18 protein-coding genes are annotated in these 15,668 nt (G+C 51.5%); 13 read left to right on the plus strand and 5 right to left on the minus strand.

The window, feature by feature from the left end; all coding sequences use genetic code 11:
• Positions 1-164: IS1 family transposase (locus BL249_RS18100; protein WP_241898819.1), on the plus strand; the 164-nt coding region annotated here is incomplete at its 5' end.
• A 597-nt stretch (positions 165-761) separates the two neighbouring features.
• Here BL249_RS18100 and BL249_RS18105 read toward each other — a convergent pair.
• The gene (locus BL249_RS18105) at positions 762-989 is read right to left on the minus strand and encodes a hypothetical protein (protein WP_099716815.1); all 228 of its coding nucleotides are present in this window, start codon (positions 987-989) and stop codon (positions 762-764) included.
• Here BL249_RS18105 and BL249_RS18110 point away from each other — a divergent pair.
• The 7 genes from BL249_RS18110 to BL249_RS18140 all read left to right on the plus strand — a co-directional run bounded on the left by BL249_RS18110 (position 971) and on the right by BL249_RS18140 (position 8,309).
• The gene (locus BL249_RS18110) at positions 971-1,813 is read left to right on the plus strand and encodes a MipA/OmpV family protein (protein ID WP_099707436.1); all 843 of its coding nucleotides are present in this window, start codon (positions 971-973) and stop codon (positions 1,811-1,813) included. The genes BL249_RS18105 and BL249_RS18110 overlap by 19 nt on opposite strands.
• A gap of 16 nt (positions 1,814-1,829) precedes the next feature.
• On the plus strand, positions 1,830-2,573 hold the full coding sequence (locus BL249_RS18115; protein ID WP_099707435.1) for a response regulator transcription factor: 744 nt from the start codon (positions 1,830-1,832) through the stop codon (positions 2,571-2,573).
• A 14-nt stretch (positions 2,574-2,587) separates the two neighbouring features.
• The gene (locus BL249_RS18120) at positions 2,588-2,830 is read left to right on the plus strand and encodes an ANR family transcriptional regulator (protein ID WP_099707434.1); all 243 of its coding nucleotides are present in this window, start codon (positions 2,588-2,590) and stop codon (positions 2,828-2,830) included.
• 85 nt (positions 2,831-2,915) lie between these two features.
• The gene (locus tag BL249_RS18125; RefSeq protein ID WP_099707433.1) at positions 2,916-5,687 is read left to right on the plus strand and encodes a glycoside hydrolase family 2 protein; all 2,772 of its coding nucleotides are present in this window, start codon (positions 2,916-2,918) and stop codon (positions 5,685-5,687) included.
• Positions 5,684-6,421, plus strand: coding sequence for a hypothetical protein (locus BL249_RS18130; RefSeq protein WP_099707432.1), 738 nt, complete (start codon positions 5,684-5,686; stop codon positions 6,419-6,421). Before BL249_RS18125 ends, BL249_RS18130 begins: the two co-directional genes overlap by 4 nt.
• Positions 6,422-6,474: 53 nt before the next feature.
• Complete coding sequence (locus BL249_RS18135; RefSeq protein ID WP_099707431.1) at positions 6,475-6,822, plus strand: YcgJ family protein; 348 nt, start codon at positions 6,475-6,477, stop codon at positions 6,820-6,822.
• A 56-nt stretch (positions 6,823-6,878) separates the two neighbouring features.
• Entirely contained in the window at positions 6,879-8,309 is a 1,431-nt protein-coding gene (locus BL249_RS18140; RefSeq protein WP_099707430.1) for a glycosyltransferase family 39 protein, read from the plus strand.
• Positions 8,310-8,331: 22 nt separating this feature from the next.
• Here the strand turns inward: BL249_RS18140 and BL249_RS18145 are convergent, their stop codons facing one another.
• Positions 8,332-8,895, minus strand: coding sequence for a tyrosine-type recombinase/integrase (locus tag BL249_RS18145; RefSeq protein ID WP_099707429.1), 564 nt, complete (start codon positions 8,893-8,895; stop codon positions 8,332-8,334).
• Positions 8,896-9,354: 459 nt separating this feature from the next.
• Between BL249_RS18145 and BL249_RS18150 the strand changes: the two genes are divergently transcribed.
• From BL249_RS18150 to BL249_RS18165, 4 genes are all read left to right on the plus strand, one after another.
• On the plus strand, positions 9,355-10,179 hold the full coding sequence (locus BL249_RS18150) for a bestrophin-like domain (RefSeq protein ID WP_099707428.1): 825 nt from the start codon (positions 9,355-9,357) through the stop codon (positions 10,177-10,179).
• A gap of 497 nt (positions 10,180-10,676) precedes the next feature.
• A complete protein-coding gene (locus BL249_RS18155) occupies positions 10,677-11,009 on the plus strand; it encodes a hypothetical protein (RefSeq protein ID WP_099707427.1) in 333 nt (110 codons plus the stop codon).
• A 74-nt stretch (positions 11,010-11,083) separates the two neighbouring features.
• A complete protein-coding gene (locus tag BL249_RS18160; RefSeq protein ID WP_099707426.1) occupies positions 11,084-11,437 on the plus strand; it encodes a Dabb family protein in 354 nt (117 codons plus the stop codon).
• Positions 11,434-12,075: a helix-turn-helix domain-containing protein gene (locus tag BL249_RS18165; protein WP_099707425.1), complete on the plus strand. Its 642-nt coding sequence runs from the start codon at positions 11,434-11,436 to the stop codon at positions 12,073-12,075. The genes BL249_RS18160 and BL249_RS18165 overlap by 4 nt, the downstream gene beginning before the upstream one ends.
• A gap of 99 nt (positions 12,076-12,174) precedes the next feature.
• Here the strand turns inward: BL249_RS18165 and queF are convergent, their stop codons facing one another.
• From queF to BL249_RS18180, 3 genes are read right to left on the minus strand one after another with little or no spacing between them, the layout of a single operon-like run.
• On the minus strand, positions 12,175-13,008 hold the full coding sequence (gene queF / locus BL249_RS18170) for an NADPH-dependent 7-cyano-7-deazaguanine reductase QueF (protein WP_099707424.1): 834 nt from the start codon (positions 13,006-13,008) through the stop codon (positions 12,175-12,177).
• Positions 12,999-13,886, minus strand: coding sequence for a queuosine precursor transporter (locus BL249_RS18175; RefSeq protein ID WP_099707423.1), 888 nt, complete (start codon positions 13,884-13,886; stop codon positions 12,999-13,001). Before BL249_RS18175 ends, queF begins: the two co-directional genes overlap by 10 nt.
• 32 nt (positions 13,887-13,918) lie before the next feature.
• Positions 13,919-14,530, minus strand: coding sequence for a helix-turn-helix domain-containing protein (locus BL249_RS18180; protein ID WP_099707422.1), 612 nt, complete (start codon positions 14,528-14,530; stop codon positions 13,919-13,921).
• A gap of 945 nt (positions 14,531-15,475) precedes the next feature.
• Here BL249_RS18180 and BL249_RS18185 point away from each other — a divergent pair.
• The coding region (locus tag BL249_RS18185; protein WP_158234034.1) for a tyrosine-type recombinase/integrase at positions 15,476-15,668 on the plus strand (193 nt) is incomplete at its 3' end.

The raw sequence follows: 15,668 nt of genomic DNA on the forward strand, positions 1-15,668 counted from the left end.
AGCATCTGACGGGCAAAATTTTCACCCAACGCATTGAACGTAATAACCTGACGCTCCGCACCCGCATTAAACGGTTGGCTCGTAAAACAATCTGCTTTTCGCGCTCAGTTGAGATCCACGAAAAAGTCATTGGAGCGTTTATCGAGAAACACATGTTCTACTAATTGGAGGCATCACCGATTTTTTTATCCTCCCACGCAACTCATTATTTTTCATCACGAATAAACCCCGCCTTTTCCTGGCAATCCTATGCTCGATATCGAAAGAATAAAACACCATATATTTATATTTGTTGGATTAAAAAATCATAAAAATAAAGGTATTTAAATCTAGTTTTTCCAATTACTTGTCAAAATGGTCCTAATTGTAAAGTTAAGCGTCAAAAAAAGACGTCGGGTAACGCATGCCCGATATCCGAGGGGGTTGGATGAGTAAAAAAACGCAGTAGAACCATTTCATCTGCTTCATCGACGCGAAAAAAGTGCGTTAAACGCAACGTGCCTGGCGGGTGTTCCGTCACCACGGTTAAACATTGTGGTGGCGAGTGGTGGCGAGTCTGAATGCGGCTGTGGTGGCGATAAGTGCTTGACTGGCGCGTTCATCGCTGCAGAGAGCGACAGGCTGCTCCTGTGCCACTTGCTGCTGAATGCTGGCGATGGCTGTTGTAGCGGACAAGGACTAAGTGACTGCCCCTTGTCCGGAGAATAATCCGGGGGCAATGCCTGGCGGAGGGCGGTAGCGTTGAATGTTGTGCTCAGTTGTTATTGATTTGGCAATTGATTTTTCCACGCCTGACGGCCCTTCTGAACGCTCCCTGTTTTTAACTCTGCACCTGCGTCATTCGCCGGGCAGGCGGATGCGACTATGCCCACTATGCTGCCTGGCTGCACTATCCGGTCCGGCTGGTTTTCTGATATCTGGCCTGCTTTGTCCGGCCGGGCGTCATTCTGACACAATAAGGAGAATATCCATGAAATCCGTATCTTCATCCGCCCGCTCCGGGTCGTGCCGTACTGCTGCGCGGCTGGCCGCAGGTTTGTTGCTGATGCCGCTGGCGGCGCTGGCGCAGGATGACGCTCCGTCATTTTCTCTCGGTGCTGGCACCCTGACGGCGCCGGTGTATGACGGTGCATCCGCATACACCACTACCCTGCTGCCGCTGGTAAAAGCGGTAGCACCAACCGCCAGTTGGGGGACCTTCAGCGCCAGTTTTCCTGAGGGATTACGCTGGGATCTGCCGGTAGGGGATACCTTCGGCGTGGCGCTGCTTGGTAATTACGATCCGGGATGCCGCGAGGATATTCGCACCCTGAGCGGTCATAACGACCATCTGCGTGGTATGGGTGACCTCGCCGGTACCGGGCAGGCGGGGCTTGAGCTGAGTCTGAACCTGCAGCCTTACCGGCTGTTCGTTCGCGGCATCCAGGCACTGCGTGACCGTGAATACGGTGGCCGCGATCTCGGACATACCGCTTATCTTGATGCCGGGGTGGATACCGCATTGCCGCTTGGCGATGACCTGACAATGACGGGAGCCGCCTTTGCCACCTGGTCTGATCGTAATGACATGATGGCGCGCTACGGGGTGACTGCTGAGCAGGCCGCTCGCAGTAGTTTTGCTGAACATGAAGCCGGTGGCGGGCTGCGGAGCGTGACTGTGCAGTGGGGCCTGAACTGGCAGTGGACACAGCAGGTTAGCCTGGGCGGCGGCGTGCGTCTGACGTCACTGACTGCTCGCGCGGCACGCAACAGCCCGCTGGTGGATAAAAGTACCGGTGCCGGGTTGTTTCTGAACGCGCTGTACACCTTCTGATGGCCGGATCCGCCGCATGAGATACCTGATTGTAAGCACCGACCAGGTGTACGCCCATCACGTGGCTGTCCAGCTGCGTAGTGCCGGGCGTGTGGCGGACGTGCATAAGGATGGATTGCTACCGCCGCCGGTACTGCGCCGTTACCTGGAAGATTACGGCGTGGATGCGCTGGTACTGGATGTCTCCGATACCGGCCGTCTTGCCGGCGCCGGGGTGGTACGTGGCTGGCGGCGGGCCTGTGGCCAGACCTTAACGATGATGGCAATCCACCGGCGCGACTACCGGCTCGACGTGCCGGCGCTGCTGGCCGCCGGTGCTGACATCTGTCATGACCGGGATGAAGATGCACGCATTATTGTCGCGCGGCTGGAAGCGGTAGTGCGCCGCTGCCAGGGGTTTTCTTCCGCGACACTGTGCGTGCCGCCGTTCAGCCTTGAAACAGACAGCGGTACGCTGCGGGCCGGCAACGAGCGGGTAATGCTGACGCGCATGGAAACACGGGTGCTGGAAGTACTGATGCGCCAGCGCGGACGCCTGGTGAGACGCAACGCGATTTTGCTACGGCTGCGCCAGGAGCTGCCTGCCGAAGGCAGCGTGCACTCGCTGGATGTGATTATCGGCCGGCTGCGTCAGAAACTGCGTAGCTGTCAGCCGCAGGCCGGGGAAGTAATACATACCCGACGCAATATGGGCTTTATGTTTGAGGTGAGCGCGGCTGAAGCTGATGTGCAACCGGTGAAAGGGCGAGCGACCGGATAAGGAATAACAACGACGTGGAAGAGACAGAAAACATTCAACACAACGATCACAATACCGCCCCTGGCGGAGAGGGCGAAGCCGCGCTGAGTGGCTATCTGCGTGCGCCGACACAATATGACCAGTGGCAGGCGGCCTGCTGGCAGGCCGCCAGACTTGAGCGCGGCGGTGAATATGCGGAAGCCGGCGCACGTTGGCTAAAGGCTCTGTCGCTGAGCCGGACGGGTGCCGACCGTCACTGGTGTGAGTCACGAGCATAGTGGTGTCTGCGGGCGGCGTCACTGCAGAAAACGGACGGTGTTTGACGAATTGCCCCGGCGGCTAACAGGTTCAGGAGAAAAGAGGATGACAGAGAATACAGGACGCCGGGTCGGGCCCGGCTGGATTATCGGCCTGTTACTGGCCGGCCTGCTATGCGGGGTGGCGTCAGCGGCGAGTACGCCAGGACAGACAGAGCTGCGTGATGGCTGGTTCCTGACGCGTGCAGATGCGATCAGTGGTGATGGCGCACAGCTTTCGGCTGCGCCACCGGCAAAGCAGGCAATAGCGGTTAAAAGTATGCCGGCTACGGTGCTAAAAGCGCTGACGGATGCCGGCCAGCTGGTGGACCCGTACATTGGTGATAACCTCGCGCGGGTAGATCGCACCCTGTGGCAGCATGACTGGTGGTACCAGACCCGGTTCAACGCGCCGGCGGGGCAGCCGCGCTACAGTCTGGTGTTTAACGGCATCAGCTACCGGGGTGAAGTGTGGCTTAATGGCCAGCGGGTGGCCGGTCCCGAGACCATGACGGGAATGTGGCGCCGCAATGAATTTGACGTGACCGGGCTGATAAAACCGGGTGAGGAAAACCGCCTGGCTGTGCGTATTCAGCCTGAACAGCGTACGCCTGGCATGAACCTGGCGCCCGGCATGAGCAAGGGACAGGGTGAAGGGGTTGACCTCGCGGATACCTGGGTGGACTGGATTAACTTCCGTTTCCTTGGCGACAGTAAAAGTATGGCTTCCTGGCTGCCGGATAAAAACGGCGGTATTACCGGGCGGGTTTATCTGACCTGGGGCGGACCGGTGACCCTGCGTCATCCCTATGTCGCTTCTGTTCTGCCGCTGCCGCGCAAGGATACAGCCGCCCTGTCAGTTTATGTCGATGCAGCGAATCAGAGTAAGGTTGCGGTGAGCGGGGTGCTGCGTGGCACCATCAGCCGGGCTGGCAAACCGGACCTGACGCTGGAAAAAGCGGTAACGCTGGCTGCCGGCGAAACGCGTGAGTTGAGTTTTACTCCGGCAGACACACCGGCGCTTAAGGTGACGCATCCCGATTTGTGGTGGCCCTATATCTGGGGTGATCCGGCGCTTTACCATCTGTCGTTGCGCTTTGATACCCAGGGTAAGGTATCTGATGATACGCAGACCGATTTTGGTATCCGTTCGGTGACCGGACATCGGGACAATACCCGATTATTTCCTGAACTCCCGTTTAAAGACGGTGGCAGCTTTTATCTGCAGATCAACGGACGTGATTATCCGGTGCGCGGCGCTGCCTATACGCCGGACCTGTTCTATGGGCACGATCCGAAGAGACTGCAAGCGGTGATTGCCTATGCCAAAGATATGGGGATTAACCTGCTGCGTCAGGAAGGCAAATTTCTTGATGATGATCTGCTGACGCTGGCTGACCGTGAGGGGATTCCGGTTATGCGCGGACTGGTGTGCTGTGGCGCCTGGGAACAATGGGACCGCTGGGATGCGCAGGACCATCAGGTGGCGCGTGACACGGTGCGCTCAGTGCTACGTGAGCTGCGTGGTCATGCCTCGGCAGCGCTATGGGCTAACGGCAGTGACGGCATGCCGCCTGAAGACGTACTGGCAGACTATCGCCAGATTCTGACCGATCTGCACTGGCAGAATGCCGTGGTGGATACCCTTTCCCAGCGTAACCGTGACTGGAGCGGCATTCATATGTCCGGCCCCTACACCTGGCGTGCGCCGGTATTCTGGTTTGACGGCAAGTTTTCCGGTGCCCGTGGCTCGGTGGCGGAAGAGGGGAGCGATGAAATCGTACCGCCGCCAGAGAGCCTGAAAAAGTTCATTCCCGCTGACAGTTTGTGGCCGGTTAACCCGGTCTGGGAAGTACACGGTGGATCGGTGCCTGGCAACAGCACGCTGGATGGTTTACGTCTGGCAGTGACAAAACGTTACGGTGCGCCGGCCAATGCGGAAGATTTTGCCCGCCGGGCTCAGCTGGCGATTTATGAAGGCGTCCGCGCGCAGTTTGAAGCCTATAGTGCACTGGACTGGCAGGAACATAAATTTACCGTTTACTGGATGCTTAACAGTCCGTGGCCGTCGTTTTTCGGACAGCTGTTTGACTGGTATCTGAAACCCGGTGGCGCCTATTTCGGTGCGAAGAAAGCGTTACGTCCGCTGAGCGTGGTGTCGGATTACTATGCCAGTGGCGATCACCACAAGGCCGTTATCCGGTTGGTTAACCAGACGCTGAATTCACATTCAGGCCTGCAGGTGCGGGCGACGGTGTACGATTTGCAGGGCCGGGTACTGCATGAGGAGAAAACCGGAGCGCTACGGGTGGCGGCACAGGACAGCGAGCCGGTCATGACGCTGCCGCGCTTTGACCAGGCCGGTGTATGGTTTATTCGCCTGCGCCTGTCAGATAGCCAGGGCCAGCTGTTAACAGAGAACGTTTACTGGCAGTCGCGTACCGATGACCAGCCTGACCTGGCACCGTTGAAGGATGTGCTGGCCAGTATGAAGTTACGTCAAACCGCATGGGCCGACTTTAGCGCGCTGCAAACGATGCCGGCGGTCCGACTGGAGAGTTCGCTGAAGGAAGTGAGCGGCGCTGATTCAACGCTATCTGCCAGCGAAAAGCAACGGCGTTTTGTTATTCGCCTGACTAACCCGACGTCGCATGTGGCCTTTTTCGTCAGGGCCACTCTGACAGCGCCTGGCAGCGATCAGGAAGTACTGCCAATAAGCTATGATGATAACTACATCACGGTGTGGCCACATGAAACGCGCACTGTCACCGCTACCACTGATGCACTGCCGGCGGGGAGTCAGCCCGGCCTGCATGTTGACGGGGTGAATGTACCATGAGCCGCGTCGTGATAAGCAGCGTGGTTGCAGCGTCGCTGTTGGTGACATCCGGTGCGTGCCGGGCAGCAGAATCATCCTGGCAATGGCAGGTGACGCCCTGGCTGTGGGGGGCCGGGATGAACGGTACGGTACGCGCCTTTCGTGATGCGCCGGCGATGCCGGTCAGCATGGACTTCGGTGATGTGCTGAAAGCCACCCGGCTGAGCGCGTTTGTCGACGTGACCGCGCGGCGCGATCGCCTGCTGCTGCTGGCTGATCTGATGTATATTCAGACCCGGCAGTCCGGGACGGCCGAGGGCGAGCAAGCCACGCTGGATACCCGCCAGCAGTCGGCAACGCTCGGCGCCGGCTGGCGGGTGTATCAGACGTCACAGACGGCGCTTGATGTGACCGGCGGCGTGCAGGGCTGGCAAATCAGCAACCAGCTGAGCCTGAACGGCACGCTGCTAAACGGGGAACATACGGAGCGCTTTGGCTGGCTGACGCCGGTGGCGGGGCTACGGGTATGGCAGGCACTGTCTCCCGACTGGTCGCTAACCGGCATGGCGCAGGCAGGGGGCACCGGTGCCGGTCGGCGCACGTGGCGACTGACCGGGGCACTAAGCTGGCAGGCCTCGCCGGAGGTAGCGCTTTCAGCGGGTTATCGGGTGCTGCGTGTGGTACATCATAGTGATGACCATACGTCAGATGTCACGATGCGCGGCCCACTGCTGGCGGTGACCTGGCAGTTCTGATAAAAGCTCCGGCAGGGTGCCGGCGCGGCGACAACCGTAATGGAGAAAAACCGATGAAGACGTTCAGCGTGTTATTACTACTGGCTTTTGTGCTACCGACGGCGAATGCGGCCGAACGCAGCGCGCTTCGTTCACCGGCCACCGGGGTGGTTTGTGATGCTTATCTGTGTGCTGATGCCAGTGGGGTTTCGGCGAAACTGACACGACTCTGGCTGGGTAAGCGCGCCGGTGAACGGCTGATTGCCCAGGGGGAGTTTGATCATAGCGCCTTCACTTTTGCAAATGGGGTATACTGCGATGTGAAAACCCGTTCCTGTCGTAAGGACCGCTATTTTGGTGCTGATGGTCAGCCGTCCGGCGCGCTGGATATTCGTACTACCCGGCTGTTGTTTGGCCACTAAGTCAGCCGGTTATCCGTAGCCGGCCGCAGGGACATACCGGAATATAAGGTAAGGCAATGAAGCTGTCTGTCACGGTTATGATTTATGCATTGTGCTGGTTTCTGGCATCGTGGTTACTCGACCCGGCGCTTCCTTATGATGCGGTTGAAGCGCTTAACTGGGCCAGTAACGGTGAATGGGGATCACCCAAAAACCCGTGGCTTCCCGGCGCGATAATGCAACCGTTGATTTATTTCAAAAGCCTGCCGGTAAGCCCCTACTGGTACGCCGTTCACTTTATTGCCGTTAGCATCGGGCTTACCGGGGTGGCTTACCTGGCGCGTGAGCTGGGCGAAAATAAGCGCCTGGCCTGTTTTTCACTGCTCTCCTGCGGCGTTTCAGGGGTGATTAATTTCGATATCATTCCTTATAACGATAACTATTTACTGGTTATGTTATGGCCGTGGATGTACTGGCTGTTTTACCGGTCGCTGACGCAGACCCCCTGGTGGTGGCTGGCTTTTGGGTTGGTGTCAGGGTTGGCGGTAATGGCGAAATACTCCTCACTGGCGCCGGTGATCATGGTCGTGCTGACACCGTTTTTTTCCCCCGCGCTGCGCCGGCATTATGCACATCCGGCTTTCTGGCTGGGATTACTGATCGGATGCGGATTAGCCCTGCCAAATCTCTGGTGGCTGGCTGAACACAATTTTTCGGCATTCAGGTGGGTGGACAGTCAGATCCGCAGCGGACTTAATCTGCACGTACTGGTGAAGCTGCTGTCGGTTTTTTATCCTGTTGCAATGGCCGGCTGTTTGCTGAAGTGGTGCGGGCTTAAACTGGCGCGGCCAGCAGATCCGGCGGTGCGGGCGATGCTCATGGTCTTTATGGTACCGCTGGCGGTCATTACGCTGTGGTTTTTGTTGCATAACGGCGGCCGCTTAACAGAATGGCTGCAACCTTTTCTTTTGCCGGCGCTGGCCTTGCTGCCGGCACTGTATCGCGGGGAGCCGGATTGGCACCGTCTGCACCGGAGTTACCGCTTTTACCTGGTTTGCGCGTTACTGATCCTGCTGGGTTATATTCTGGTGATGAGCCTGAACGTTAAAAATGCCGGTGAGAAGATGTCTGGCATCAAACCTTTCAGTCAGCAGGTAGAGCAACTGTGGCAACAGCAGTTCGCTTCGCCGTTGCGCTATGTTGGCGGTGAGCATCTTTCTGAATGGCTGACGGTCTACGTCAGCACACGGCCTGATATTATTACGCCGTGGGATAATGAGAAAATGCCGGGGATCTATAATGCCCATCTGACCCGTGCCCGGTTAGAAACCGAAGGGGCGGTGATTATCGGTCAGGTGGATAAAAGTTGTCAGGATGAACATTTTCTGGCATTCCATCAGGCGTGGCCTGGGATGGTGCTTTCTCTGAAAAGGCAACTGTTTTTTACTGCCGACCCGCATGCGAAACCGGTTCCGGTGTGTATAGGATTTATCGCACCAGCACAGTAATACGACGTTGCCTCAATAGCGGTTAATCTTTTGCTGTTAAACGCCAGGCATGATTAAAGCGTTCTGCATTGGCGGCAGTATAAGTGACGGTATGACGGATATTTTTATGACCAAGATAATCCTGAATAAGGCGGGTATCATTTCCCCGGTCGGCGAGGCTGTAACCACAGGCGTGACGGAGCATATGCGGGTGAACATTAATAAGCAGTCCGGAAATACTTGCATATAATTTAATTATCTGGCAAAAGCGTTGCCGGCTCATTTCTTTTCCGGATTTTGTCAGAAAAAGATAATCTGAAGTGCCGTCAGTATAGTTTTTTCTTTCTTCGATCCAATTATTAAGTTTCTGGCTGATTGCCGGGAGCACCGGATGAATTGTGCTGAAGCCGCCTTTCAGACGCTTTATATATATCTTTTCGGAAAATCGATCATAATCATTTATTTTTAATGAGATCAGCTCACTGACTCTGAGGCCATGATAAAAGCAGAGGCTGATCATACAGTCATCGCGTAATGCGTTGCGGCTTACCGAAGTAGCCTGCAAAATAAGGTTTATTTCTTCTTCAGTTAAAAATTTTCTTTTCATTTGAAGCTCCTGGTCGATTGCGCGAAAAATAAATTAATTTTTCTAACGATTCTAAACAAAAAGGATAAATATTCATTATTCTTCATCAGCGATGTTTACTGTGTTACAGCAATGCAGCGCATTGACTTTTAATAAATTATTTCTGCTATGGTGATAAAAGTCACATTCATTTTCCTGCAAGATTGGCAAATTTAACATTTACCTTTACAGCAACGTAATCTGCTTCTTGTTTGCTGCTCCCTGGCGGGCAAAAAACCGCACGCCGACAAGGGCGTGTAATAATTCCGGTAGTTTTATTGGGTGATAATGACGGCTGTATGCTGCTGAATGGTGCGGTGGAAGCAGACAAGCTATCTTTGTCGCTATTATTACACGTTACCTGCAATAAGATTAATCTGTTTTTTATTATATTCATTATTTGTATAAATTTCACACTATTTATGCAATCAAGGAATTAAAGTGATCGCCTATTTTCTGACGTTACCGGCAGTGGACGATATTTTGCTGTTAACGGTGATTTTTTTGCTGCTGGTCATGTCGGCCTGGAGCGGCCGGTTTATTGATCATCGCGCGTTGAAAATTAATCCGACCGGCACGGCTGTGGTGACCGGTGCTACTCTCACCCTGTCGGGACTGCTCATCGGCTTTATGTTTTCAGTGTCAATCAGAGGATACGCCGCCCGCGGGCAGGCGGAAGTTCGTGAGGCGCAGAGTGTGGCCAGTGTCTGGCAATATTCGCTATTGCTACCTGAGGCCACGCAGCAGACAGTACAGGGGCTGCTGGCAAATTATCTTGAAGATCGTATTCGTTTTTTCCGGGAAGGGACCCGCACCCAGGGGCAAGGCTGGTCACGCCTGTCGCAGGAGAATCAGTACAGGCTTTGGCTGGCGATTATCCCGTATGCTGGCCATTCAGCTACGCCAGTGATGGCTTCAGTGCTGTCCGTTTACAATACGTTGCTAACCGCGCAACAGCAGACGCATTCTGTCTGGAAACGTCAGGTGCCTGATGCCGCCTGGCTGGTACTGATGCTGTTTTCCATGAGTGCCTGTTTTCTGGTTGGTCAGCAGATGGCCGGTGGAAAGGAAAACTTTCCTTATCTGTTTATTTTACCGGTACTGACAACCCTGGTGCTGTTTGTGATTGCCGAAATTGATCTGCCGGGAGAGGGGATTATCCGAATTACGCCGGATGATTTGACGCTGTTATCAGAAACGCTAAGGTCAGGCAGTCCGTCCCCGTTCCATGAATTGTCGTTGAAGGTTCATCATGTTCAACGCTAACTGAGATGCCGCGCATATTGATGTAGTCTGATATCTTGCCGCTATATGGTTAAAACGCGCCCAGGGTGTCGAAAAACTGCATAATGACATTGCTTTTAACACTTAGTATCTCTGTGACATATTCTGTTAATAAGGGAAGATTGTCGCCCTCGGCGTGGCTCAGTAATATGCATTCTGTGCAGGAAGCCACCGACCGTCGTCTGCTTAACTTGTAAGCCACAGTAACAGTGATGTTACCGTGCTCATGATGGCGGTTAATATTTGCTTTCCGGTCAGCGATGAAGGGAAAACCCGGAGCGGCCGGAAACTCCAGGCAGATACGCTGCCGGCTTGTTTTTATCCAGTGTCATACTGATAAACCTATCGTCGGCTAGCGGTTAACGTCATGCAGATGATTAATTAATAAACTTGATATCTTTTTTTTGCCTGATGACAGGAAGGGTATTGTCTGGCCGTTATTTACAATCTGTCAGCTTAAAAAATTAAATGGAGTCATAATGAAGATAAAAAATACAGCGTTATTGTTGGTTGCTATTACGCTAATAAGCGGATGTGTCGATTATCGTTGGGTAAAAGCCGGTATGTCAGAACATGATCGTCAGGTACAGCTTACTGCCTGTGAAGCCAAAGCGCTGAAAGATCTGCCGCCAGATAATCAGGTAGAAAATAGTCGCTCAGAGTTATCGCTGAAAGATAAAACTGACGATAAAAAGCTTGATGAAAATAAGGAAACCTATAATCGCATCACCGATGCCAATGCGTCTCAGCGCGACGTATTGATAGATAACTGTATGTATCAGAAAGGCTGGGACAAAGTAGCAGTTAATTAAGAGGAACAGACTGACAAAAGATAACAAGGCGCGGGCAATCAACTCTGTGCCACAACCTGTCAGCGGGAGCAGCGATGATTCGCCATATTTTATTTATTGCTTTTACCGATGCGGCTACCCAACAACAAATACAATCGGTTAAACGTGCGTTCTTAAACATTCCACAGCAAGTCGAGGGTGTTTGCCGGGTGGAGTGGGGAGTCAATAACAGTCCGGAAGGCATGCATGCCGGCTTCAGTCACTGTGTGCTGATGACTTTTCGTGACCAAAATGCCCGCCAGCGCTACCTGCCTCATCCTGCTCATGATGCACTGAAGGCCATTTTTACACCGGTTCTGCATGACATTGTGGTGCTTGATTATAGTCTTACCGCCGGAAATTTTAGCCAGTCTGTGGCCGGCATACCAGGTAGTGGAGAGCCACAATGAATGCGCAGCAGAGCATCCTGCAACAAATGATACAGGGATGTTCGGAGCGTTTGTACCACAAAGGGGATGTTCTCTACGCCGCAAATGAGCCATTTAAAGGGGTGTTTGTGATGGTGGCTGGCGCGGTGAAGCAGGTAACGTTGACGAAGGAGGGGGAGGCGCTGGTAACAGGATTCTGCCTGCCGGGTGAATGGTGTGGTCTGGCTGAGTTGTCGTCAGTGCGTTATGCGGGTTATGCTCAGGTACTGGATACTTCAACGGTGCGCCAGCTACCGGCATCGTTACTGGAACAGCTGCTGTCCACCCCTTGCGGGCGGCGGGCATTGTATCAGCTGATGAGTGAAACTATCCGAAATAATAAAACGCGTTATTTTCAGATAAATAAGGCACGGGCAAATGTACGTCTTGCTATCTTTATCCAGGATATATCACAGCGTTTTGCCCGGCTGGGGTATTCGCCGCGCGAGTTTCAGCTGCCAATGACCCGGGGTGATATAGGTAATTACCTTGGACTGACCCCGGAAACGATCAGCCGCCAGATAGCCCGTATGGTCGATCTGAATATTCTTACCGTCAGCCATCGCTGTATTACTATTCAGCAACCTCAGACACTGGATGAGTTGATCGATAACGGTTAAAAAAACGGCAATAGTTAAAAGCTATTGCCGTTTTTATTACTATTGAAGGTAAACAATGCGGCCAGAAGCTTGATGATTAAAGCCTGTAGCAGCGCAATGTTATTGTCGGATCAATCGCCCTGCCGGAAGACTCTCTTCAAAATTACTTCTGAAAGGATTGATGTCTAAACCGCCTCTGCGGGTGTATCTGGCAAAGACGGTCAGTTTTTCCGGGTTGCAGTAGTGGCTGATATCACTGAATATCCGCTCGACGCACTGCTCATGAAATTCATTATGCGTTCTGAATGAAATGATATAGCGCAGTAAGCTCTCACGGTTTATTTTCTTGCCTTTATACCGGATGATGACACTTCCCCAGTCGGGCTGATTTGTTACCAGGCAGTTTGACTTTAACAAGTGTGAGACAAGGGTTTCTGATACGGTTTCATCGGCAACCGAGTGGCGCAGGTAATCCGGATTAAACTGGTAATCGTTAACCTCAATATCCAGATGGTCAATACATTCACCGGGTGCCAGCGTAATCATTGCCGGGTAATCATCGGGTTGAGAATAAAGTTTCACCTTGACGTTGCCAGCTGCAGCAGATGACAGATCGTTTTCAAGCGTACTGATTACCCTCGCCTCGCTGGCAAAGCGGGTCTGGTTGAAGCTGTTAAGGTAAAGCTTAAATGATTTTGATTCAATGAGGTTACTACTACAGGCCGGTATAAAGAACTCGGCAATCGCTACCACAGGTTTGCCTTTATCATTCAGCCAGGAAAGTTCAAAGCCTGTCCACAGATCGAAGCCGGCAAACGGCAAGTTGTCTGGTGAAAGATTAATTTCATCTCTGCCGCGTGAACGTGGCAGCGCCTCAAGTAAATCCGGCGCATAATTTTGGATATATCCCGTATTTTTACCAAGTAATGTAATCTCTTCAGTTTTCATATGCATTCCTTTGATTGTTTGACGGGGAGTTCTTTATTGATATAGCGTCTGAATAATTGCCGGGTAGCATAAATGGGTCCAACGCCAATAAATGCATATCCTAGCTTTATAATAAATTGAGATATAATCATGGTTTTAATCGTATCGGCACTGAGAATGTTGTGAAATGCGATGATACAAAAGACAACGCTATCGATGGCAGAGGCAATGACATTACTGGTTATAACCCGGATAAAAAGGTATCTGGAGTTTGTCAGCTCTTTTATCTTACAGAGGATAATTGAATTGATATTTTCGGATATCAGATAAGCTGCCGATGAAGCAAAGAGTACCGCTATGATACTATGAACAAGTTGGCTGTATGATGCATTCAGCTCCCACTCCGACAAGCCGGGAAGCAAACTGGTTGCCCACAAACCGGCAACAAACAGAATGTTAGAAATGAATGAAATAAAAATGGTTCTTCTCGCCATTCTGAGTCCGTAAAATTCATTGATGATGTCAATAAGAATAAACGAAACAGGATAGAAAAATATTGCAGGTGGTACGACAAAATTCACCACGGGGATCAGTATTGGTTTAACGCCCCCAACGGTACTGAGCATGTAAATCATGGTCAGCGTGACACTGATTATCAGGTAGGCATACCAGGAGCGTTCATGTCTGTCACCCAGTTCATAGGAGGTTATGGTATTACTATCACCATAAAGCCGTCGATACAGGGCTTTTATTTCATTACGATTTAAGTCCTCCATGATCTCACTGCTTTCAAGCTCCGGTAAACCAATACTGATATGTTTTCCTGTAGCAAGTACCATAACGTTTGCTGTGATTGTATCTGAGCGGCTGAATCCCAGTAATTTGTATTTTTTATTTTTTTCCATTTGAATCTTGTCCTTAAATTTTTTGTTATCACTTACTGAATTCTTTCTTCCACAATAACACCTAGTAGTGTCTCCCCTTCCTGACACAGATGAATAACGCTGTCGTCATTCTCTCTTATGAAAATGCCCTTTTCTGCTGAATAAAACAACGCTGGCTGTTTCATTTTTGCCGGACAATCTCGTTTTATGATAAGAATATCACCCGGATAGAACATATTATTAAGGTTCTTCTCAACCAGCAGCGCCACCATATTTGAAACATCACCAAAAAACCATGTCAGCGGATAATGGGCAGCAAGATAACCAATCCGGCGCTCGCGGCTAAGAATCAAATCCGACTGAGGAATTACCGGAACGGCAGCCGGATTTTTATTGCCATCGGGCGAAAGTGTTTTCTCAATAAGTTCAATGTGTTCTAAATTGTGGTTCTCAATAACCTCACAGGAGACGCCAAAAAAGTCGGCAATGCGCGTCAGCGTGGCGCGCTGAACGTTGTTCACTTTACCATCAAGGATTTTATATAAGGTTGCGCGGGTAACGCCTGTGCGATGCGAAAAGGAGACTTTTGTTTCGCTGCGGCTACGTATTATATATTCTATGTTGTTGATAATGTTTTTCTTTCTTTGCGTTGCCGATATCTTCATTGCTCAATCTTCCCTTTCGCTCTACATCCGGAATCTCACCATGGGGCTTTCAGAGACACCCTTCCGGGGACGTACGTTTATTCTATAAAGTAGACATTATTCATGCGTTCATGTATGTAATTTTTGGCATGACTTTAATTGATAGATCAAAGTTTTACCGGCTAAATCTACTTTTAGTTTTCATTTTATAACCCATTATGTCAACTTTTATGTTGACTTGTTTGACTGAAAAGCCTTAAGTTGTTGGTATTAAAATCATATTGATTAGTCATAATAATTTGATGTCATGGTTATATTTTTCTTCCAGCACCAGGGAATTGATATTAATTTTCTTACAATAGTTAATGTGTTTATTAATAATAAATAATGTTGTTAGTGTCTGTATTAATTGTCGGGTAACAACCGGTTAATATAATCCTGACTATCATAGCATTATCATAAATACAGAAGCGCAACGGGCACTGATTCTTCGGGGAGGCGCATAATTTATTTTGTGCCGCTCCCCGTTGAACAGCGCTGGTTTTATGGTCTGTCCGTTAACCGCCACAGGCCGTTTTCCCGGCCTGCCGGAACGCGGCTATTTATCCTTACGCTGCGCCATAACTTCCCGCCATTTTGTCTGTAAAATTCTGCGCTGCAGGTTTGACGTCCTCGCCCGTTAAGCGAAACCTGATGTGAGACAGAGCGCAGGGTTGTTGTCCGTGCTGACAACCAACGCTTATTCTGGCTGACTGAGATGACAGCTTCACGGTTGGTTTACCCTCCATTTCGCCTTCCCCCATACCAAAAAAGTGTCCGGTGCGATTAAAAGCATTCAAACGCTTTGTATGGGTAACGGTGCCTGCTGTGCATATCGCGTTAAATTCAGACTGGTACAGCTACCATTTGTGCCACAACCGGATAATGATGCTGACTGCGCTATTCACAGACATGAATGGAGATAACATGAACGGACGAAAATATCTGACCCAGACCGAGGTGCAGAGCCTGCTGGCACAGGCCCAGCAGAGCGCGACGGCGGAGCGCGACTACTGCCTGCTTTATATGAGTTTTATCCACGGTTTTCGCGTCAGCGAGGCCTGCAGCCTGCGGCTTTCCGATGTCGACCTTAAGGGCGGCAGTCTGTATATCCGCCGCA

The organism is Erwinia sp. OLFS4 (assembly GCF_002752165.1).
Lineage (GTDB): Bacteria > Pseudomonadota > Gammaproteobacteria > Enterobacterales > Enterobacteriaceae > Izhakiella.